16 protein-coding genes are annotated in these 21128 nt (G+C 64.1%); 14 read left to right on the plus strand and 2 right to left on the minus strand.

Annotated elements, in window-relative coordinates:
- Positions 1–148: 148 nt before the first annotated feature.
- The 14 genes from NKH01_RS21420 to NKH01_RS21485 all read left to right on the plus strand — a co-directional run bounded on the left by NKH01_RS21420 (position 149) and on the right by NKH01_RS21485 (position 15887).
- On the plus strand, positions 149–559 hold the full coding sequence (locus NKH01_RS21420) for a DUF3168 domain-containing protein (RefSeq protein WP_353022247.1): 411 nt from the start codon (positions 149–151) through the stop codon (positions 557–559).
- A 398-nt stretch (positions 560–957) separates the two neighbouring features.
- Complete coding sequence (locus NKH01_RS21425; protein WP_023718391.1) at positions 958–1257, plus strand: hypothetical protein; 300 nt, start codon at positions 958–960, stop codon at positions 1255–1257.
- 64 nt (positions 1258–1321) lie between these two features.
- Positions 1322–1987 carry a response regulator transcription factor gene (locus NKH01_RS21430; protein WP_353022249.1) on the plus strand — a complete coding sequence of 222 codons (666 nt, stop codon included), beginning with the start codon at positions 1322–1324 and terminating at the stop codon, positions 1985–1987.
- 10 nt (positions 1988–1997) lie between these two features.
- Positions 1998–3410: an ATP-binding protein gene (locus tag NKH01_RS21435; protein WP_353022356.1), complete on the plus strand. Its 1413-nt coding sequence runs from the start codon at positions 1998–2000 to the stop codon at positions 3408–3410.
- A gap of 109 nt (positions 3411–3519) precedes the next feature.
- On the plus strand, positions 3520–3954 hold the full coding sequence (locus tag NKH01_RS21440) for an RT0821/Lpp0805 family surface protein (protein ID WP_353022251.1): 435 nt from the start codon (positions 3520–3522) through the stop codon (positions 3952–3954).
- A gap of 119 nt (positions 3955–4073) precedes the next feature.
- Complete coding sequence (ccmI, locus tag NKH01_RS21445) at positions 4074–5210, plus strand: c-type cytochrome biogenesis protein CcmI (RefSeq protein WP_353022253.1); 1137 nt, start codon at positions 4074–4076, stop codon at positions 5208–5210.
- Between the two features lie 3 nt (positions 5211–5213).
- Entirely contained in the window at positions 5214–5657 is a 444-nt protein-coding gene (gene ccmE, locus NKH01_RS21450) for a cytochrome c maturation protein CcmE (RefSeq protein WP_353022255.1), read from the plus strand.
- A 71-nt stretch (positions 5658–5728) separates the two neighbouring features.
- The gene (locus NKH01_RS21455; protein WP_023718385.1) at positions 5729–7717 is read left to right on the plus strand and encodes a heme lyase CcmF/NrfE family subunit; all 1989 of its coding nucleotides are present in this window, start codon (positions 5729–5731) and stop codon (positions 7715–7717) included.
- Positions 7714–8181 carry a cytochrome c-type biogenesis protein gene (locus NKH01_RS21460; protein ID WP_023718384.1) on the plus strand — a complete coding sequence of 156 codons (468 nt, stop codon included), beginning with the start codon at positions 7714–7716 and terminating at the stop codon, positions 8179–8181. Before NKH01_RS21455 ends, NKH01_RS21460 begins: the two co-directional genes overlap by 4 nt.
- Positions 8182–8297: 116 nt before the next feature.
- Positions 8298–9854, plus strand: a complete 1557-nt coding sequence (locus NKH01_RS21465; protein WP_023718383.1) for a Do family serine endopeptidase — start codon at positions 8298–8300, stop codon at positions 9852–9854.
- Positions 9855–10154: 300 nt separating this feature from the next.
- Positions 10155–10829, plus strand: coding sequence for a response regulator transcription factor (locus NKH01_RS21470; RefSeq protein WP_254819962.1), 675 nt, complete (start codon positions 10155–10157; stop codon positions 10827–10829).
- A 6-nt stretch (positions 10830–10835) separates the two neighbouring features.
- Positions 10836–12305 (plus strand): sensor histidine kinase, encoded by a 1470-nt coding sequence (locus NKH01_RS21475; protein ID WP_353022257.1) that lies wholly within the window; start codon positions 10836–10838, stop codon positions 12303–12305.
- Positions 12305–15271: a bifunctional [glutamine synthetase] adenylyltransferase/[glutamine synthetase]-adenylyl-L-tyrosine phosphorylase gene (locus NKH01_RS21480; RefSeq protein ID WP_353022259.1), complete on the plus strand. Its 2967-nt coding sequence runs from the start codon at positions 12305–12307 to the stop codon at positions 15269–15271. The genes NKH01_RS21475 and NKH01_RS21480 overlap by 1 nt, the downstream gene beginning before the upstream one ends.
- Before the next feature lie 145 nt (positions 15272–15416).
- On the plus strand, positions 15417–15887 hold the full coding sequence (locus tag NKH01_RS21485; protein WP_353022261.1) for an EF-hand domain-containing protein: 471 nt from the start codon (positions 15417–15419) through the stop codon (positions 15885–15887).
- Between the two features lie 52 nt (positions 15888–15939).
- Here NKH01_RS21485 and NKH01_RS21490 read toward each other — a convergent pair whose 3' ends face one another.
- Together NKH01_RS21490 and pepN are read right to left on the minus strand one after the other, a co-directional pair.
- The gene (locus NKH01_RS21490) at positions 15940–18267 is read right to left on the minus strand and encodes a PAS domain-containing sensor histidine kinase (RefSeq protein ID WP_353022263.1); all 2328 of its coding nucleotides are present in this window, start codon (positions 18265–18267) and stop codon (positions 15940–15942) included.
- 181 nt (positions 18268–18448) lie between these two features.
- A complete protein-coding gene (gene pepN / locus NKH01_RS21495; RefSeq protein WP_353022265.1) occupies positions 18449–21094 on the minus strand; it encodes an aminopeptidase N in 2646 nt (881 codons plus the stop codon).
- Positions 21095–21128 lie beyond the last annotated feature (34 nt).

Genomic DNA, 21128 nt, shown 5'->3' on the forward strand with positions numbered 1-21128 from the left:
GTCGCGGGTTCCAGTAGCAGGGCTTATTCCCGAGATCATGAAGGTTCATAATCCGTATGAGACGCGCTGATTCGCGCTTTGCCGGGATGCCGCCATGCAACGCAGCTACGCAGCAGGGAGGTCGACGCGACGGGCGAGGGGAAAGACAATGACCGCGCCACCCGTCGAATTGCAGAAGGCCATATTCGAGGCAGTGAATGGCGATCCCGATTTATCGGCGGCACTGGGCGACGCAAGATTGTTCGACCGTGCGCCGGAAAATGTTGCGTTTCCCCACATGACCTTCGGCCGCACCAGCGTTTACGACTGGGCTACGGGCACGGAGAACAACGCCGAGCAGTTGCTGACGCTGCATGTCTGGTCGAAGTCCGAGGCCAGCAAGGAAACGCTCGACATCATGGACCTGGTCAGCGCCCGCTTGCGAGATGCGGCACTCTCGCTTGGCGAACATCGCCGCGCCCATCTCAAGCTCGAATTCGCCGAAGCCCGCTACGACGAGGACCTTTCGGCCCATCACGGGCTGCTGCGTTTCCGCGCCATGATCGAGGATGAGGGCTGACCGTCGGGCACTCTCCGTAAGAATCGGGCAATTTTGTTCTTGCTTTGTGCCGGCAGCTATGCTACTAATTTCACTATGGTGCTGATTGGCGCCAACGACCCGCCGCCGAGCGGGTTTTTTTGTTTCAGGTCGGTTCGCCTGAACCTGCCTTCGGTTGCCGGATCGATTGTCCCGGATCGATTGTCGAAGTCGGCGCACACCTGAAGCGATTGCCTTCTCCGCCAAATGATGCCGGTTGTCGGCGAAGGATCGGAGGGCTAGGTTAAACTTTGGCGATTTCGCGAGACGGGCGGCGAAATGGCAATCCGGTAATCTCGCGCTTCAGGGGTGTGGCGGGCATGCATTCGAGCGTTCACCGTTCATATCACGTTCAGCACCAGCGCGTTAGAATGCTGACCATGAACATCCTTTGCTCCCACTTCCGGACCGCGGCACTGGCGCTCTCAGCCGCCGGTCTGCTTGCGTCGCAGGCGATGGCGATCCCCGTTGTCGTGCCCGAGCAGCCCCAACCGGTCGTCCTCGCCGCCTCGGACTGCTATGCGATCGGCCAGCAGGTGGCCGAGCAGAATGGCGGCACCCTGGCCAAGGCCTCGCAGTCGACACGCGGCGGCCAGCCGGTCTGCGTCATCGTCGTGCTGGTTCCGGGCAAAGAAGGGCAGCGTCCGCGTCGCTCGGAGATCGTCGTTCCGCTGAACTGAACCGTGCCGTTTCCCAGTCTGCCGGAATCGGCCTATATCTGAACAGCTTCAACAGGCCTCCCGCATGCGCGTACTCGTCGTCGAAGATGACAAGGATCTCAACCGGCAGATCGGCGACGCGCTGGTCGATGCCGGCTATGTCGTCGATCGCGCTTTCGACGGCGAGGAAGGGCACTTTCTCGGCGACACCGAGCCCTACGATGCCGTCGTGCTCGACATCGGCCTGCCGCAGATGGACGGCATCAGCGTGGTCGAGCGCTGGCGCCGTGGCGGCCGCAAGATGCCGGTGCTGATCCTGACGGCACGCGACCGCTGGAGCGACAAGGTTGCCGGTATCGACGCCGGCGCCGACGACTACGTCACCAAACCCTTCCACATCGAGGAAATCCTGGCCAGGGTGCGGGCCTTGATCCGGCGTGCCGCCGGGCATGCCTCGTCGGAGCTGACCTGCGGACCGCTGCGCCTCGACACCAAGGCCTCCAAGGCCGACGTCGATGGTGTTCCGCTGAAGCTGACCTCGCATGAATTCCGCCTGCTTGCCTATTTGATGCACCATATGGGCGACGTGGTGTCCCGGACCGAGCTGGTCGAGCATCTCTACGACCAGGATTTCGACCGCGATTCAAACACGATCGAGGTCTTTGTCGGACGGCTTCGCAAGAAGATGGGCATCGACATCATCGAAACCGTTCGCGGCATGGGCTACCGCATGCGTAAGCCGGAGGCGTAACGCGGAACCGCTGCCTACAAAACCCGCCGTCTCGAACACGCCGTCGCTGCGGTCATGGCCGCGTTCGCTGGCGTTTCGCGTCATCGCCTTTTCCACGGTCTGGGCGATCCTCACTCTGGTCGTCATCTTCACCTTGATCACCACGCTCTATCGCCAGGCCAGCGAGCGCGGTTTCGACAGCCTGCTCTCGGCGCATCTGTTCAACCTGATCGGCTCGGTCGGCGTTTCCGAAAGCGGCCAGTTGACCGGCGCTCCCGACCTTGGCGATCTGAGGTTCTCGGAGCCGAATTCCGGCTGGTACTGGTCGGTCGAGCCTGCCTCGGAAGGCGTGCACGGTGATCTCCATTCGTCGTCGATGACCAAGGCGATCCCGTCGCCAAGCGTTGCCGAGGTGCCCTTCAATGCCAGCTTCCAGCGCAGCTATTCGGCGGACGGCATCGACGGCGAGGAACTGGAGGTGTTCGAGAGCGAGTTCGTCCTCGATGCGAAAAACCGCGCCGCGCGCTTCCGTGTCATGGGCAACCAGACCGAGCTCGAGCAAGAAATCGCCACCTTCCAGCAGCGCCTTTTGACCTATCTGTCGCTGTTCGGCATCGGCATGATCGCCATCAATGCGATTGCCATCCTGCTCGGCCTGCAGCCGTTGCGCCGGGTCAGGAATGCGCTTGCCATGGTGCGCGAAGGAACCGCGCAACGCCTCGACGGCCGTTTCCCGGCTGAGATCGAGCCGCTTGCAAACGAGACCAATGCGCTGATCGAGAACAACAGGCGTATCGTCGAGCGGTCGCGTACGCAGGTCGGCAACCTCGCGCACTCGCTGAAGACGCCGCTGGCCGTGCTGCTCAACGAGGGGCGGGCGCTGGGTGGTCCCAAGGGCCAGCTGATCGCGGAGCAGGCCGCTTCCATGCAAAAGCAAGTGGATCACTATCTGCAACGTGCCCGCGTCGCCGCGCAGCGCGACAGCGTCGTCTACCGGACGCCGGTGGCGCCGCTGGTCCAGCGCATGGTGCGGGTGCTGCAGAAGCTCAACCCGCAGACGGCGCTGTCGCTCTCGCTGCCGGCCACCGACATCGTCTTTGCCGGCGAACGCGAGGACCTGGAGGAGCTGCTCGGCAATCTGCTCGACAATGCGATGAAGTGGGCAAGAAGCGCGGTCGCCGTTTCCGTCAAGCCCGTCGCCGGCGAGGAAGGCGCAGCCAATCTGTTCGAGATTAGCATCGAGGATGACGGCCCCGGCATTCCCGACGACAAGGCGCGCGAGGTATTGCAGCGCGGACGGCGTCTCGACGAGACAAAACCGGGCAGCGGACTCGGACTTGCCATTGTCGCCGACCTTGTCAACGAGTATGGAGGCGTTCTGGCGCTGGAACGATCCGTCATGAGTGGATTGAAGGCGATGGTTCGTTTGCGGAGCCTTCAGTAATGCTTTTCCAGGCGGCCGGCTGCGGCCAAATTTCCGACAAACATCGACATTATGGCCGCGCCAGCCTGCTGACAGCGCGGCGGTCCAGCTCAAGAAAGCCGGTATTGGCATGAAGATTCGCATCGCGCTCGTTTCCGCTCTGCTCGCCGTCTCCGGCTGCACGACGCTCGGCAAGGGCCCAGCCGTTACGGTGACCCCGGCCGCTACGCCTCCCAGCGGCGCCAAGGTCGGAACGACGATCATCTCCGCCATGGGCGGCGGCCTCGTCGGCGGCTCGATCGGCGCCGGCTTGAGCGAGACCGAGAAGCGCAGCGCGCTCGAGGCGGAATACAAGGCGCTTGAATACACGGCGAGCGGCCAGAAAGTGGCCTGGAAGAGCGACGGTTCGGCCCATCGCGGCGAAGTGGTCGCCGCCCAGCCCTATCGCGTCGGCTCGCAGGACTGCCGCCAATACACCCATACGGTGTTTACCGGCACCGCTGGGGCCACAGCGCGTGGAACCGCTTGTCGCAATGCTGACGGCAGCTGGACGCCGCTGACGTAGCTCGCCCGGGCCGTTGGTACGCCGATCCCGGTCCGGCACTATCGATCGGAGCGGTCCCGCCAAAGCGTCGCAGCACGCTTGTGTTGGCAGGGCAAGGGTCTCGTTCTATTGGAAGAGCCATGCTGTTCTGGGTCATAGCCGCAATCCTGACGCTGGGTGCAAGCCTGGCGGTGCTGCTGCCGCTGGCGGGCGGTTCGAAGAACGCGTCCGCTGCCGGCAATCACGACCTTGAAGTCTATCGCGACCAGCTGGCTGAGCTTGACCGCGATATGGCGCGTGGCCTGATCCAGCCAATGGAGGCCGAAGAGGCACGCACCGAAATCGCCCGCCGCATCCTTCGGCTGAGCAATGCCGGCCAGGCCGACGCGACGGCGACGCAGCCGTCGCGGTCGACAAGACTGGTGGCAACGGCTGCCGTGCTGGTGGTTCCGCTGGTCAGCTGGGGCCTCTATGGCCAGCTCGGCTCACCCGACCTGCCGTCGCAGCCGCTCAGCGAACGCCTGGCCAAGAACCCCGCCGACAGCTCGGTCGACGAACTGATAGCCCGCGCCGAGGCGCACCTGGCGGCCAACCCATCCGATGGCCGCGGCTGGGACGTGCTGGCGCCGATCTATCTGCGCATGCAGCGATACGCCGATGCGGTCACCGCCTATCGCAACGCCATTCGCCTCGACGGCGACAGCGCCGCCCGTCAGGCCGGTCTTGGCGAGGCGATCGCCAATGCGGCCGGCGGCATTGTCTCAGCCGATGCGCAGGCAGCGTTCGAGGCGGCGTTGAAGCTCGATCCGGCCAACCCGAAGGCCACGTTCTATCTCGCCATGGCCATGGCACAGGAAGGCCGCATAGCTGAAGCCACGGCGGCCTGGCAAAAGATGCTCGCCGCCTTACCGCAAGGCTCGCCGTGGCGCGGCGCCGTCGAGCAGGCGCTCGCTGAATCCGCCGCCCGCAACGTCGCTTCGGAGGCGCCCGCGAAAGGGCCGAGCGCCGACGATATCGATGCTGCCTCCTCGATGTCGCCGCAGGACCGGCAAGCCATGATCAGCACCATGGTTGCCGGCCTCGACGAAAAGCTTCGGCAAAATCCGCGCGACGAGGAAGGGTGGATGCAGCTCGTTCGTTCCTATGCTGTGCTGGGCAAGACAGATCAGGCGCGTGACGCACTCAATCGCGGTATCGCCGTCTTTGGCGCGGACAGCGACCAGGCCAGGAAATTCACCGCCTTTGCCGCCTCGCTCGGCGTGACGGCGACGGAGTAGACGATGACGCGCAAGCAGAAACGACTGTCGGTGATCGCTGCGGGGCTGGCCTTCCTCGGGATTGCCACCGGGCTGACCTTCTATGCGCTCGGCCAGAAGGCCTCCTACTTCTACATGCCGGCCGATCTGGCCACCGCCAGCCTTCAGCCGGGCCAGCGTATCAGGCTCGGCGGCCTCGTCGAAAAAGGCACAGTAGAGCGTAGCCAGGGCGCCACCGTCGCGTTTTCGGTGACCGACAACCAGAAGGACGTCAAGGTTACCTATACCGGCATTCTTCCCGACCTTTTCCGGGAAGGGCAGGGCGTGATCACCGAAGGCTCGTTCGGCCCTGACGGAATCTTTGTCGCCGACAGCGTGCTCGCCAAGCATGATGAGACCTATATGCCCAAGGAAGTGGCCGACGGCCTCAAGGCCAAGGGCGTCTGGCAGGAGAGCAAGAGTGACTAGAGAGGTTCCGCAAAAGTGTTCCACGGTTTTGCGGCAAGAACCTGCGGCAAAACCTGGCGAGCGCGGCGACAATGGTTGAAACCGGACATTTCGCCCTGGTCCTGGCGTTTGCGCTGGCCCTGGTGCAGACGGTGGTGCCGCTGTTCGGTGCGCGCACCGGCAACCACAAGATGATGGCCGTCGGCGCACCCGCCGCGCTGACCGGCTTTGCCTTGACAGCGCTGTCCTTCGTGGCGCTGGCGACCGCGTATGCAGGCTCCGACTTTTCGGTGGAGAGCGTCTGGGAGAACTCGCATTCGCTGCAGCCGCTGATCTACAAGATCACCGGCACTTGGGGCAATCACGAAGGTTCGATGCTGCTCTGGGTGCTGATCCTGACCTTCTTCGGCGCGCTTGTCGCCGTCTTCGGCGGCAATCTTCCGGCGACGCTCCGGGCCAATGTGCTTGCGGTGCAGGGAGCGATCGGCGCTACTTTCTTGCTGTTCATCCTGACGACGTCGAACCCGTTCGTCAGGCTCAATCCGGCGCCCATCGAGGGCCGCGATCTCAACCCGATCCTGCAGGATCTCGGCCTCGCCATCCATCCGCCGCTGCTCTATCTCGGCTATGTCGGCTTTTCGATCTGCTTTTCCTTCTCGGTCGCCGCCCTCATCGAGGGCCGCATCGACGCATCGTGGGCGCGCTGGGTGCGGCCGTGGACGCTGGTCGCCTGGATGTTCCTCACCGGCGGCATCGCCATGGGCTCCTACTGGGCCTACTACGAGCTCGGCTGGGGCGGCTTCTGGTTCTGGGATCCCGTCGAGAACGCATCCTTCATGCCGTGGCTGGCGGGCACGGCGCTGCTGCATTCGGCGATCGTCATGGAAAAGCGCTCGGCGCTGAAGATCTGGACGCTGCTGCTGGCGATCCTGACCTTCTCGCTGTCGCTGCTCGGCACCTTCCTGGTGCGCTCCGGCGTGCTGACCTCAGTGCACGCCTTCGCCACCGATCCGACGCGCGGCGTTTTCATCCTCTGCATCCTGACGCTGTTCATTGGCGGCTCGCTGGCGCTGTTTGCCTTGCGCGCCTCCCGGCTGACGGCCGGCGGCCTGTTTCACCCGATCTCGCGCGAAGGCGCGCTGGTCCTCAACAATCTGTTCCTGACCACCGCCACCGCCACCGTGCTGGTCGGCACGCTCTACCCGCTCGTAGTCGAAGCGCTTTCGGCCGACAAGATTTCTGTCGGCGCGCCGTTCTTCAACCTGACATTCGGCCCGCTGATGGTGCCGCTGCTGGTCGTCGTGCCGTTCGGGCCACTGCTCGCCTGGAAGCGCGGCGACATTTTCGCGGTCGCCCAACGCCTGATGGCGGCTTTCGCGGCGGCGCTGCTCGCCGTGCTGGTGACCGCCCTGTTCATCGATGGCGCTTCGGTGTTGGCGGCACTCGGTGTCGGCCTTGCCTTCTGGCTGATCTGCGGCGCGTTCACCGATCTCGCCGTCAAATCCGGCTTCGGCACCGTCGCGCCCGCCACCGTGCTCAGGCGCTTCGCCGGCCTGCCGCGCTCGGTCTTCGGCACAGCGCTTGCGCATCTCGGCCTCGGCCTGACGACGCTCGGCATTGTCGGCACGCTTTGCTTCGGCACCGAAAAAATCCTGTCGATGCATGCCGGCGATACAGTCGAACTGTCCGGCCACACCCTGCGCTTCGAGGGGCTCTACCCGGCCCAGGGGCCTAACTACAGCGAGGATCGCGGCCGCTTCGCCCTGCTTGGCGCTGACGGCAGCATCGCTGGCGAGATCACCTCAGCCAAGCGCTCATACCCGGTGCGCCAGATGACAACGACCGAATCCGGCATCAGCACGATCGGCTTCAGCCAGCTCTATCTCTCGCTTGGCGACGAGGCCAGCGACGGCTCTGTAGTCGTTCGTCTGTGGTGGAAGCCGCTGGTGACGCTGATCTGGGGTGGCGGCCTGGTGATGATGGCGGGTGCGGCGATGTCGCTGCTCGACCGCCGCCTGCGTGTCGGCGCGCCGTCGTCCCGCAAGCCGGCGGGCGCCGTGCCATCGGCGAGCCCGCCATGAGCCAAAGGGTCACGCTGGCCTCGCTGGTCCTCTTGCTGGCGCTGTTGTTCGCCGGCGCCGCGCAGGCGGTCAAGCCCGACGAGGTGCTCGCCGACCCGGCGCTCGAGGCGAGGGCGCGCGCTTTGTCGGAAGGCTTGCGCTGCATGGTCTGCCAGAATCAGTCGATCGACGAGTCCGATGCCGACCTTGCCCGTGACCTGCGCATCCTTGTGCGCCAGCGCCTGGTCGCCGGCGATACCGATCAGCAGGTGATGGACTATGTCGTTTCGCGCTACGGCGAATTTGTGCTGCTGAAGCCGCGCTTCAATCTGCGCAATGCCTTGCTCTGGGGCACGCCAGTTCTTCTGCTGCTCGTTGGCGGGACGTTCATCCTGCTGGCCGCTCGCTCGCGCCGCTCGACAGCGACCGCTGCCCTGACCTCGGACGAGAAGGCGGCGTTGGACGCGATACTCCGCCGCGATTGATCCTAACATTACGAAAGTTTCATGTACCGGAAATGGCGCCGTAATGTGCGGCTCTCTATTTCCTTTGTCGAGGATGCCAATCAAGGGGCGTCCCTTGAAAAGAGGATACGAGAACCATGAATGTTGCCCCCAATTCATATCTTCGCACCCGCAAACGCCTGCTGGCCGCAGCCGCATCCCTAGCCATTGCCGGCGCGATCGGCTTTGGTGCTGTTGCTACCGGGACAGCCCCGGTTCTGGCCGATGCCGTGCGTGTCGAGGCACCGCAGGTCCCGAGCTTCGCCGATGTGGTCGAGCGCGTTTCGCCGGCGGTCGTCAGCGTGCGCGTCAAGGCCAAGATCCAGTCGACGGCCGATGACGGTTCCGGCCAGATGGACGACGAGGACGGCCTAGGCAATCTTCCCGACAATCCGCAGCTGCGCCGGTTCTTCCGCGAGTTCCGCGGCTTTGGCGACCAAGGCGGCGACCAGGGTCCGAACGGAATGCGCCGTTTTGGACACCGTGACCGCAACAACGACCAGCCGCGGCCGGTGGCGCAAGGGTCGGGCTTCTTCATCTCCGATGACGGCTATCTCGTCACCAACAACCATGTCGTCGAGGAAGGCACCGCCTTCACCGTGGTGACCAATGACGGCAAGGAGCTTGACGCCAAGCTGATCGGCACCGATCCGCGCACCGACCTTGCCGTGCTCAAGGTCGATGACGGCAACAAGTTCACCTATGTCGACTTCGCCGATGATTCCAAGGTTCGCGTCGGCGACTGGGTGGTGGCTGTCGGCAATCCGTTCGGCCTCGGCGGCACGGTTACCGCAGGCATCGTTTCGGCCCGCGGCCGCGATATCGGCGCCGGCCCCTATGACGACTTCATCCAGATCGACGCCTCGGTGAACCGCGGCAATTCGGGCGGCCCGACCTTCAACCTCAACGGCCAGGTCGTCGGCATCAACACCGCGATCTTCTCGCCGTCGGGCGGTAGCGTCGGCATTGCCTTCGACATTCCCGCTTCGACCGCCAAGCAGGTCGTGCAGGATCTGATGAAAAACGGCACAGTCCAGCGCGGCTGGCTCGGCGTCGAAATCCAGCCGGTCACGCCCGAAATCGCCGAGTCGCTTGGCCTTGGGTCCGGCAAGGGCGCGCTCGTTGCCAGCGCGCAGGACAACAGTCCCGGCAAGAAGGCCGGCATCACCGCAGGTGACGTGATCACTCAGGTGGACGGCAAGGACGTTGCTTCGCCGAAGGAACTCGCCCGTCTGATCGGCGCTTACCCGCCCGGCAAATCGGTCGATGTCACGGTGTGGCGCAACGGCAAGAGCGAGGCGGTCAAGGTCGATCTCGGCAAGCTGCCGTCCAGCGACAAGCAGGCCTCGGCCGACCAGCAGCCTGCACCCGCGCCGAAGACCGATACGCTGGCCGATCTCGGCCTGACCGTCACCAAGTCCGACAACGGCAAGGGTCTTGTGGTGACCGATGTCGACCCCGACAGCGATGCCGCCGATCGCGGCATCCAGCCCGGTGACGTCATCACCTCCGTCAATTCGACGGAAGTGACCGGCACCGGCGACATCGACAAGGCGATGGCCGACGCGGTGAAGTCCGGACGCAAGGCGGTGCTGATGCAGATCACCCGCGACGACAGCAACCGCTTCGTCGCGCTGCCTGTCGCCAAGGGCTGACGACCGGTTCGACTTTTCCGGTGCGGCGGTTTTCACACCCCCGAGCCGCCGCACGGGAAAGCACGGGGCCTGAATACGTTAGTCAGTCATCGTGTTCCGCCCCAGCGGCAGCGGGCTTCCGATCGCCCGCTGCCGCTCGAACGTGTCGGTCAAAGCGTGAAGCGGTTTTAGGCTACGACATGCTAAAACAAAGACTTACCGCGTATCCCTGAATCACTTTGTTCGCGATACGCCATGGAGACGGCCACGATGCATATGCCGGCCACTCAATCTTCCAGCGAAATCGCGTATAACGGTTCTATGAAGATTCTCGTCATAGAAGACGATCGCGAGGCGGCCGACTACCTGCAGAAGGCGTTCGCCGAGGCCGGCCATACCGCCCATGTCGCCGGAGACGGCGAAACCGGCTTCGCACTCGCTGATTCCGGCGACTATGACGTCATGGTCGTCGACCGCATGATGCCGCGCCGCGACGGCCTGTCCGTCATTGCCGGGCTCAGGTCCAGAGGCAATACGACGCCCGTGCTGATCCTGTCGGCGCTCGGCGAAGTCGACGACCGGGTCACCGGTCTGCGTGCCGGCGGCGACGACTATCTGACCAAGCCCTACGCCTTTTCCGAACTGCTCGCCCGCGTCGAGGTGCTGAACCGCCGCGCCAGCGCCAGGGAGGCAGAAACCGTCTACCGGGTCGGTGATCTCGAACTCGACCGGCTGTCGCATTCGGTGCGGCGCGCCGGGCGCGAGATAACGCTGCAGCCGCGCGAGTTCCGCCTGCTCGAATATTTGATGCGCCATGCCGGCCAGGTAGTGACGCGCACCATGCTGCTCGAGAACGTCTGGGACTACCATTTCGATCCGCAGACCAACGTCATCGACGTTCATATCTCGCGGCTGCGCGGCAAGATTGAGAAGGGCTTCGACAAGCCGATCCTGCACACGGTTCGCGGCGCCGGCTATATGCTGAAAAGCGGCTAGAACCCCATGGCCCTTTCCGTGCCGGCCATCATGAGGACGACGGCAGCGCGGCTTTCAGCGCTTTATCTTCTGCTTTTTGCGCTGTGCGCTGTGCTGCTGGTCTTGTACATGACCTCGCTCTCGGCGCGCATGCTGACTGCCCAGACGCAGGAGACGATCAACGACGAGGTACTCGGCCTTGCCCGCGCCTATCAGCGCGGCGGCCTGCCGGTGCTGGTCCGCGTCGTCGAGCAGCGCTCCCGCCAGCCCGGCGCCAATCTCTATCTGATCGCCGATGCCAACGGCCAGATCCTGACCGGCAACGTGCAGAGCCTGGAGCCGGGCGTGATTGAGGCCGAGGGCTGGACCACCGAACCGTTCTCCTACCGCCGCTTCGGCGAGGGCGAGCTCGAGCGGCAGCGCAACCCGGTCTCCGACCCGAACGAGCCCGCGCAGAACGAGGTCCAGGCCGAAGGCGAGAAAGGCCACAACGCCATCGCCCTGGTGCTGCGCCTGCCCAACCAGATGATCATGCTGGTTGGGCGCGACCTCGGCGAGCCGGAGCGCTTCCGCGCCGTCATTCGCCGCGCCTTGATGCTGGCGCTCGGCATGATGGGCGTCGGCGGGCTGCTGATCTGGTTCTTCGTCGGGCGCGCTGCGCTGAAGCGCATCGACAGTGTGTCGGAGGCGAGCCGCCGCATCATGGGCGGCGATCTTTCCGGCCGGCTGCCGGTCACCGGCGCCGGCGACGAGTTCGACCGGCTGTCGGAAAACCTCAATTCCATGCTGGCCAGGATCGCCACGCTGAACGAGGGACTGAAGCAGGTCTCCGACAACATCGCCCACGACCTGAAAACGCCGCTGACCAGGCTGCGCAATCGCGCCGAAGCGACGCTTTCCGGCAAGCACAACACCAGCGACTACCGACAGGCGCTGGAAGGAACGATCGCCGAATCCGATCAGCTGATAAAGACCTTCAACGCCATCCTGATGATCTCACGGCTGGAGGCCGGCTATTCCTCCGAAAGCACCACCACGGTCGACCTGGCCGCTGCCGTGCACGACGTCGTCGAACTCTACGAGCCTGTGGCGGAAGAGGCGGGTGTGACGCTCGAAACCTCGGTACAGGGTGCCTTCGCCGTCAACGGCAATCGCGAGCTGATCGGCCAGGCGCTGTCCAATATCGTCGACAACGCGATCAAATATTCGACCGACTCGACCTCCAGGCCTACGGTTCGCGTGACGCTGGAGCGTATCGATGGCGAGATCAGGCTTGCTGTTTCCGACAACGGCCAGGGCATTCCCGACGATGTCGACCGCGCCAGGGTGACCGAGCGTTTCGTGCGGCTGGAAAAGAGCCGCTCGCAGCCGGGTTCCGGCCTTGGCTTGAGCCTCGCCAAGGCGATCATGACGTTCCACAATGGACGGCTTGCGCTTCTGCCCGGCAATCCCGGATTGTCCGTCGTCATGAGTTTTCCCGGGCGGGAAGATCGCTGATGGTGGCGAGGATGGCAGCGCGACGCCTCGAGACGGACTGGCTTTTGAAGCCGGCGGTAAAGCTCGTTCCGCTGGATGCAAGCCGCGCCAGGCAGGAATTGGCGGAGATCGCCGACGCCGCGCGGCAGGAAGAACTGCCGCGACTGGCGAAATTTCTCGCCGGCAAGGGGGTCATCCAGGATTTCCTCGCCGCCGTGTTCGACCTGTCGCCGTTCCTGCGCGATACCGCTCGCCGCCGGCCGCTAATCCTCGATGCGCTTTTTGACGAGACCATCGAGGCGCGGCTGTCATCGATCGGCGCCGCGGTCGACAAGGCAGCGCGCGCAGAGGCCGTCTCCGAAGGCAGCCTGATGATGGAGCTGCGCCGATGCAAGGCGGAGGCGCATTTCCTGATCGCCTTGGCCGATCTCGCCGGCGAGGCCGAGACTTCGCTGACGGTGCGGCGACTGAGCGACCTTGCCGACGCCTGCACGCGTGCAGCCGTCGATTTCCTGCTCCGCGACGCGCATGAGCAAGGCAAGCTCAGTTTGCCGGATCCGAAAAATCCGGCGCAACGCTCGGGCTGGATCTTGCTTGGCATGGGCAAGCTCGGTGCGCATGAGCTGAACTTCTCCTCCGACATCGACCTCGTCGTCTTCTTCGACCCCGATGCGCCTGCCGTCGTCGATTCGCTCGATGCCACCGAGCTGTTTTCGCGCCTGACCCGCCGGCTGGTCCGCATTCTCCAGGACCGCACCGAGCACGGTTACGTCTTCCGCACCGATCTCAGGCTTCGTCCCGACCCCGGCTCGACGCCGCTGGCGATCCCGGTCGAGGCGGCGCTGCGCTACTATGAGGCGCGCGGCCAGAACTGGGAGCGCGCCGCCATGATCAAGGCGCGCCCGGTGGCTGGCGATCTTGCCGCCGGCGCCGCGTTCCTGAAGGAACTGCAGCCCTATATCTGGCGCAAATACATGGACTATGCGGCGATCGCCGACGTCCATTCGATAAAGCGCCAGATCCACGCCCACAAGGGCCATGGCGAGGTCGCGGTCAAAGGTCACAACGTCAAGCTCGGCCGCGGCGGCATCCGCGAGATCGAGTTCTTCGTCCAGACCCAGCAACTCATCGCCGGCGGTCGCTTTCCCGAACTGCGCGGCCGCGAGACCGTGCCGATGCTTGGCGAACTCTCCGCGCGTGGCTGGATCACTGCCGATGCGCGCGATGCCCTCACCAGGCAATACTGGTTCCTGCGCCGCGTCGAGCACGCCATCCAGATGGTTGCCGACCAGCAGACGCACATCCTGCCGGAGGACGAAGAGGGGCTGGAGCGCGTCGCCCGCATGCTGGGCTTTGCCGATGCGGCAGGCTTTGCCGAAGCGTTTCGCGCGGCGCTGCACCAGGTCGAGCGCCACTATGCAGCGCTGTTTGAAACCGCGCCGGAGCTTTCGGCAGGCATCGGCAATCTGGTCTTTACCGGCGACGTCGACGATCCCGACACCTTGCAGACCCTGAAGCGGCTCGGCTTCCAGCGGCCGAGCGACATCTGCCGGGTTATCCGCGGCTGGCACTTCGGCCGGTATCGCGTCACCCGGTCGGCGGAAGCGCGCGAGCGGCTGACCGAACTGACGCCGGCGCTGCTGCAAGCCTTCGGCCAGACGCGGCGGGCGGACGAGGCAGTGATCCGCTTCGACGAATTCCTTGCCGGCCTGCCTGCCGGCATCCAGCTGTTTTCGCTGCTGCATTCGAACCCGGCTTTGCTGAAGCTGATGGCGACGATCATGGGCGCGGCACCGCGGCTGGCCGCCATCATCACGCGCCGGCCACATGTCTTCGACGGCCTGCTCGATCCGGCGCTGCTGAGTGAACTGCCCAACCGCGCCTATCTGTCGGCGCGTCTTGCCGCCTTCCTCGAAGGCGACAGGGCCTATGAGGACGTGCTCGACCGACTGCGCATCTTTGCTTCGGAGCAAAAGTTCCTGATCGGCGTCAGACTGCTTGCCGGGTCGATCGATCCACCGCGCGCCGGCCGCGCTTTTTCCGACCTCGCCGATCTGACCATCGAGGCGGCATTGCAGACGGTGACGGCGGAATTTGTGCTGCGTCATGGCCGTATTGCCGGCGGCAGGGTCGCACTGCTCGGCATGGGGAAGCTCGGCAGCCGCGAACTGACGGCAGGTTCCGACGTCGACCTCATCCTGCTCTACGATCACGACGCCGATGCCGAGGAGTCCGACGGCGACAAGCCGCTTGCCCCGTCGCATTACTACAGCCGACTGACGCAGCGGCTGATCGCCGCCGTTTCCGCGCCGACGGCCGAGGGCGTGCTCTATGAGCTCGACCTTCGCCTGCGGCCGTCCGGCAACAAGGGGCCGGTGGCCACCCATGTCGACGCCTTCAAGAAGTATCAGCGCCAGGACGCCTGGACATGGGAGCACATGGCGCTGGCGCGAGCCCGCGCGATCGGCGGCGATGCCGAGCTCTGCCGCGAGGTCGAAGGGGAAGTTGCCGCAGTGCTCGCTCTGCCGCGCGATCCAGTCAAGGTGATGGCCGAGGCATCCGAGATGCGCGCCATGGTCGACAAGGAGAAGCCGCCGCGCGATACCTGGGACATCAAGCTGATCCCGGGCGGCCTCATCGATCTCGAATTCATCGCCCAGGTTGCGGTGATTACCGGAAAGATCGAGGCAGGCCGCAGGGCCACCGGCACGGCTGACATCCTGTCGCGCCTGGCGCCGGATTTCGCCAGCGCCCAGGTCAGGCAGGAACTGGTGGATGCCTATTCGCTCTATCTGGCGCTGACCCAGATAATACGGCTTTGCCTTACCGGCGCGTTCGAACGCGACGACGTTCCGCCAGGGCTTTCGGATCTGCTTCTGGCGGTCACCGACCTGCCGGATTTCGGTGTGCTTGAAGCGCACCTCAAGGAGACGTCGCAGAAGGTCAGAAAGGATTTTGACCTTTTGCTTCGTGCGAAACAACCGTGACGGCAATCGGCCGAACGGGCGAGAGCATCGGAGCCAAAAGTGGCGACCTGCTTTGGGAGCTTCCGATGCTCAAACAAGGAGATAGAGCGGGGATTGAAGATCTGCCGCTCTAGCATCGGGGGTGACGATGCAACAGGAGAAGACCATGAGAAAGACGACCAGACTTGCACTCGTTTTCGCAGCCCTGGCCGGCGCCGTCGGCACCGCTGCCTATGCAGACGAGCACTCCGGCGCCGGGCCGGGCGAGGGCATGATGATGCGCCTCGGTAAGGTCATGAAGGACAATGACGGCACCATCACCTTCGACCAGTTCTCCGACGCCATGAACGCGCGGCTGAAGAAGATGGTCGCCGACAATGGCGGCAAGCTGACCGTGGCACAGCTCGCCGACGCGCTGGAGAAGGCACGCTTCGAGCAGATGGCCAGGCGCATCATCGCCCGCTACGACACCAAGGGCGACGGCACGCTGACCGCCGACGACATCACCAGCCGCCAGAAGAAGGTGTTCGCCATGCTCGACCGCGACAATGACGGCAAGATCGAGAAGAACGAACTGCCGAAGGGTCCCGGCCGTCACCACCAATGGGGCGGCGACGGCAATGACGGCATGCAGTGAGAATTAATAACCTCTCCGGCGGCGCGAGCCGCCGGAGACTTATTTTGTCGTTTCAGGCAGCGGCCTTGACCGCCTGCGTGGCTTTCTTGATCGGGATGCGTACCGAGACGATCGTGCCGACGCTTTCGGTCGAGCGGATCTTCAACGCGCCACCCTGAAGCTCGGCCAGCGAGCGCGAGATGGCGAGGCCGAGGCCGGAGCCGGCATGGCTCTTGGAGAACTGGTTTTGCACCTGTTCGAACGGCCGCCCGAGCTTGCTCAGCGCCGCCTTCGGGATGCCGCAGCCATTGTCCTCGATCGTCAGGATCAGCGCGCTGGAAATGCTGCGGGCCCTGACCGAGATGTGGCCGCCTTGCCCGGTGAACTTCACGGCATTCGATAACAAATTGATGAGGATCTGCTTGATCGCCCTGCGGTCGGCGAACAGCGTCAGCGAATCGGCGATGCGGGTTTCGACGGTGATCGATTTTTCCGCCGCCTGCAGCGAAACGACGCGAACCGTTTCCCTGATCAGCGGGCAGAGATCGATTTGTTCCTGATCCAGCGCGAACTGGCCGGCCTCGATCTTCGACATGTCGAGGATATCGTTGATGACGCCGAGAAGATATTTGCCGCTGCCGTTGATGTCGGTGGCATACTCTTCGTAGCGCGGCGAACCCAGCGGCCCGAACAGGCCCCGTTCCATCAGTTCCGAAAAGCCGATGATCGCGTTGAGCGGCGTGCGCAACTCGTGCGACATATTGGCCAGGAATTCAGATTTGGCCCGGTTCGCCGCTTCCGCCCGCTCGGTTTCCTTCATGTATTTGCGATTGAGCTCGACGAGTTCGCGGGCCCGTTCTTCTTCCGCCCGACGGGCAAGGCTGAGGTCGTGGATCGTTGCCATCAAACGGCGCTCGCTGTCGACCAGCTTCTCCTGGTGCAGCTTGATCTGGGTGATGTCGGAGCCGACCGAGACGGTGCCGCCGTCCCTTGTCCGCAATTCGTTCACCTGAAGCCAGCGGCCGTCGGCAAGCTGGCGCTCGAAGGTCACGCCCCCCTGCGGTCCGTTGGTATTGGCAAGCCGCCGCTCCGAGGCGAACGCCAACATGCGTTCATCCAGCACGGCGCGCGGGGCGCCCGGCATCACGTCGCGATCCGACAGGCCGTTATCCTGCTGGTATTTGGAATTGCACATGATCAGGCGCTCGGACGAATCCCACAGCACGAAGGATTCGTTGATGTTTTCGATGGCTGTCCTCAGGCGCAGGTCCGCGGCTTCGGAGCGCAGCGCCAGGTGCCGCTGCTCGGTGACGTCGACGGCGATGCCGATCAGCTGGATCTCCGGGGCTTCCGGGTCGATAACCTGTGCTCTTGCCCGCATCCAGACCCATTGCCCGTCGGCATGACGCATCCGGAACACCTGGTCGATGTGGTCGATCTCGCGCCCGACGATCCTGTTGGCGAGTTCAAACAAATCGCCGTCCTCGGGATGGATGATTTCGTCGACTTCGCCGAACGACAGCATCGTGTCGCAAGGCTCGTAGCCCAGCATGTCGTACATCGAGCGCGACCAGTACATCTTGCCGCGCACCATGTCCCAGTCCCACAGGCCGCAGCGGCCGCGCACCAGCGCCATGTCGATGCGCTGGTGGGCTTCGAGATAGATGCGGTCGGCGGCCTGGGCGCGCGCCGCCTGGCCGAAATAGGCGTAGAGGATGATGATCAGCACGCCGGCCGTCAGCACAAACAGCGTGACGTTGAGCGAGACCGTCTTGCGCCAGGTGTCAAAAACTGCCTCCTGCGGCACAAAGGCTGCCGCGGCACCCCTTCGGCCATTCGCCAGGCTCACCGCCGCGTACCAGTCCTGTCCGCCGATGCTGACCTCCATCACCCCGGCGCGGTCGCCGAACATGAACAGCGGCTGCCCGCCCTGCACGACGCCATCGAGCGATCGCCCCTCCCAGTGCGTCGACTGCGGCGATACGGCAATGATCTTGAAGGCGCTGTCGGTGATCGCCAGTACGTGGCTTCGGCCCATCGCGCCCTGACGGCCGGTTCCCTCCAGCAGGTCCTGGATCGCGCCGGGCGTCGAAACCATGGCCGCGTCGGCAGCGATCGAATTGGCCAGTTGGCCCGCGGCCAGCGCAAGGATCGCCTTGGCGTCGCGCTCGATCTCGTCGCGCTCGTTCATCAGCGACAGAAAGCGCAATACTGCAATGATCAACAGAAAGATGATGATGAGGGCCGGTATCGATCGCCGCAACAGCGGCTCGGCTGCCAGCAGCCGTCGGTAGGCAGGTTCGGCGATGAGCCGCGTATTGCCGGCGAGACCGTCGCTTCGCGCCTCGCGTCGCTCAAAAGCCGTCCCACCGGGCGCGCCCCACGCGTCCGCCTTCGCCATAAATGGCACTCCCCGATTTTCAATCTGCTTGACGATCCGGCAACGCCGCACTTCCGAATCGTCTGTAAGGAATCAAAGGTGATTCGCCTTGTCCAGAGGCGCGGCGAAAAAAGATTAAAAATCGACTAAAATAATGCGGTTTTCGGGCGAGACGCCATTGTGGTGGTGAGCCGGCGCGTTGTCAGGCCAGCGTGCGCTCGACGATGTCTCGCAAATCGGCCGACAGCTTCTCTGCATTGGCGATCGAAAGCAGCGCCTCCCTTGCCTTGGCCTGCCGCACCGGTTCGAGCGACCGCCAAGACCTGAGCGCCGTCGCCAGCCTGGCGGCCACCTGCGGGTTGCGCTTTTCCACCTGCAGCACCGTTTCGACGAAAAGCCGGTAGCCCTCGCCGTCGGCGCTATGGAAGCCGGTCTGGTTGGCGCTGGAAAACGTACCGATGAGTGAGCGCACCCGGTTCGGGTTGGCCATCGAGAACGTCGGGTGGCCGGTCAAAGCGCGCACCGCATCGACGGTTTGCGGGCCGGGCACACTGGCCTGGATCTGGAACCATTTGTCCATGACCAGCGCATCGGTTGCATATCTCGCCTCGAAATCGGCCAGCGCCTTGGTCGCCTCCGGTGAGCCGTGGTGACGGTGCGCAAGCACGGTCAACGCCGCGGCCCGGTCGGTCATGTTGGTCGCCGACTGGAAGTGCCGGGCAGCGAGTTCCGCGCCTCCCGGCAGCAAGCAGAGATAATCCAGCAGGACATTGCGCAGTGCACGCCGCCCGGCACTGGTCGCATCCGGGCTGAACGGACCATTGTCGGCGAGCCGATCGTAAAGTTTGGAGAATATCTCGCTGTTGGTCTCGGCGATCGCAACCACTAGCGCCTCGCGCGCCGCGAAAATGGCGTCGGGGTCGATGTTCTTGCCGATGTCGCGGGCGATATCGGCCTCGCCGGGCAGCGCCAGCGCCAATGCCCGATAGGCGGGTTCGAGTGCTTCGTCGCCGGCTATCTTGCCCGCAAGCTCGGTCAGCCGGGCGCTGAACTCGGGTTGCCTGTGGTCCAGGATCTGACGGAAGGCTGCAATCAGGGCATCGGTCAAAAGCGTGTTGAACGCCTGCCAGCGCGAGAAGGCGTCGCTGTCATGGCCAGCCAGAAAAAACTGGTCGTCGGGCCGTTGCTCGACCGAAAGCGTCACCGGCGCCGAAAAGCCACGGTTGAGCGACATGGCCGGACGCTCGGCAATCCCGGAAAACCTGACGACATGGCGACGTTTGCGGATATGGATGACACCGTCCTCGACGTTCGCCCCTTCGACGCCGCTATGCGCTATCGCCTCGCCACCGGCGCCAACCAGGCCGAAGGCAAGCGGAATGTGCATCAGCCGCTTGCGGCTTTCCGCCGGTGTTGGCGGCACCGACTGCTCGATTTCGAGTGTGAATTCTCGCGCCGCCGGATTATACGCCGAGCTGGCGGTCAGGTTCGGCGTACCGGCCTGATGGTACCACAGCGAAAACTGCGACAGGTCGCGACCGGAGACGTCTTCGAACACCTTGATGAAGTCTTCGATCGTCGCCGCCTGGCCGTCGTGACGTTCGAAGTACAGGTCCATGCCGGCGCGGAACGTCTCGGCGCCGAGGATGGTATGGATCATGCGCACGACTTCCGAGCCCTTTTCGTAGACCGTCGCCGTGTAGAAATTGTTGATCTCGCGGTAGCGGCGCGGCCGCACGGGATGCGCCAGCGGCCCCTGGTCCTCGGGAAACTGATGGGCGCGCAGCGTACGCACCTCGGCGATGCGCTTGACGGCGCGCGAGCGCTGATCGGCGGAGAATTCGTGGTCGCGGAAAACGGTCAGGCCTTCCTTCAGGCAAAGCTGGAACCAGTCGCGGCAAGTGATTCTGTTACCTGTCCAATTGTGGAAATACTCATGCGCGATGATGGCTTCGATATTGGCGAAATCGGCGTCCGTCGCGGTTTCCTGGTCGGCCAGCACGTACTTGTCGTTGAAGATGTTGAGACCCTTGTTCTCCATCGCGCCCATATTGAAGTCGGACACGGCGACGATGTTGAAGACATCGAGGTCGTATTCGCGGCCGAACGCCTCCTCGTCCCATTTCATCGAGCGTTTCAAGGCATCCATGGCGTAGCCGGCGAGCCTCTCCTTGCCCGGTTCGACATAGATTCCGAGCTCGACGTTGCGGCCAGACAGGGTAACGAAACTGTCCGAGATCCTGCCGAGGTCGCCCGCCACCAGCGCAAACAAATAGGACGGCTTGGGGAACGGGTCGTGCCAGACCGCATAGTGCCAGCCGCCGGCAAGTTCGCCGCTGCCGGCCGGGTTGCCGTTGGACAAAAGCAGCGGCGCCTCACGGCGCTGAGCTTCGATGCGCACCGTATAGACCGACAGGATGTCGGGGCGGTCGAGGAAATAAGTGATGCGGCGAAAGCCTTCGGCCTCGCACTGCGTGCAATAGACGTCGCTGGAGCGATAGAGGCCCATAAGCGCTTCGTTCCGCGCCGGCGCCAGCACCGTTTCGATTCTCAGTTGGAAGCGCCTTGCCGCAGGGGGGCTGACGATTGTCAGTTGATCGGGCGTGGCGAGAAAATCCGCAGGGCTCGTTTCCTGGCCGTCGATGGCGATGCTGCTGAGCGTCAGCCCGTCGCCATCGAGCACCAGCGGCACTGATGCCGCAATCCCGTCGCGGCGTTCGACCGCCAGCACGGCGGTGACATGCGTTGCTTCAGGTGAAAGGCAGAAAGTCAGGCTGGTTTCCGGAATGAGATAATCGCTGGGGCGATAGTCTTCTAGCTTGAAGACCTGGCCGGTATCGGTGCGCATTCCTTGATTTTTCCTGTCGATCCGGGAGTGGCGG

The sequence above is a fragment of the Mesorhizobium sp. M1403 genome (assembly GCF_040317695.1).
Classification (GTDB): domain Bacteria; phylum Pseudomonadota; class Alphaproteobacteria; order Rhizobiales; family Rhizobiaceae; genus Mesorhizobium.

Coding starts and splice junctions, on each gene's coding strand:
- ccmE (WP_353022255.1), top strand. CDS start 5,214: ATGACGCGCAAGCAGAAACGACTGTCGGTGATCGCTGCGGGGCTGGCC.
- NKH01_RS21430 (WP_353022249.1), top strand. CDS start 1,322: ATGCGCGTACTCGTCGTCGAAGATGACAAGGATCTCAACCGGCAGATC.
- NKH01_RS21440 (WP_353022251.1), top strand. CDS start 3,520: ATGAAGATTCGCATCGCGCTCGTTTCCGCTCTGCTCGCCGTCTCCGGC.
- NKH01_RS21460 (WP_023718384.1), top strand. CDS start 7,714: ATGAGCCAAAGGGTCACGCTGGCCTCGCTGGTCCTCTTGCTGGCGCTG.
- NKH01_RS21490 (WP_353022263.1), bottom strand. CDS start 18,267: ATGGCGAAGGCGGACGCGTGGGGCGCGCCCGGTGGGACGGCTTTTGAG.
- NKH01_RS21425 (WP_023718391.1), top strand. CDS start 958: ATGAACATCCTTTGCTCCCACTTCCGGACCGCGGCACTGGCGCTCTCA.
- ccmI (WP_353022253.1), top strand. CDS start 4,074: ATGCTGTTCTGGGTCATAGCCGCAATCCTGACGCTGGGTGCAAGCCTG.
- NKH01_RS21470 (WP_254819962.1), top strand. CDS start 10,155: ATGAAGATTCTCGTCATAGAAGACGATCGCGAGGCGGCCGACTACCTG.
- NKH01_RS21480 (WP_353022259.1), top strand. CDS start 12,305: ATGGTGGCGAGGATGGCAGCGCGACGCCTCGAGACGGACTGGCTTTTG.
- NKH01_RS21455 (WP_023718385.1), top strand. CDS start 5,729: ATGGTTGAAACCGGACATTTCGCCCTGGTCCTGGCGTTTGCGCTGGCC.
- NKH01_RS21475 (WP_353022257.1), top strand. CDS start 10,836: ATGGCCCTTTCCGTGCCGGCCATCATGAGGACGACGGCAGCGCGGCTT.
- NKH01_RS21420 (WP_353022247.1), top strand. CDS start 149: ATGACCGCGCCACCCGTCGAATTGCAGAAGGCCATATTCGAGGCAGTG.
- pepN (WP_353022265.1), bottom strand. CDS start 21,094: ATGCGCACCGATACCGGCCAGGTCTTCAAGCTAGAAGACTATCGCCCC.
- NKH01_RS21465 (WP_023718383.1), top strand. CDS start 8,298: ATGAATGTTGCCCCCAATTCATATCTTCGCACCCGCAAACGCCTGCTG.
- NKH01_RS21485 (WP_353022261.1), top strand. CDS start 15,417: ATGAGAAAGACGACCAGACTTGCACTCGTTTTCGCAGCCCTGGCCGGC.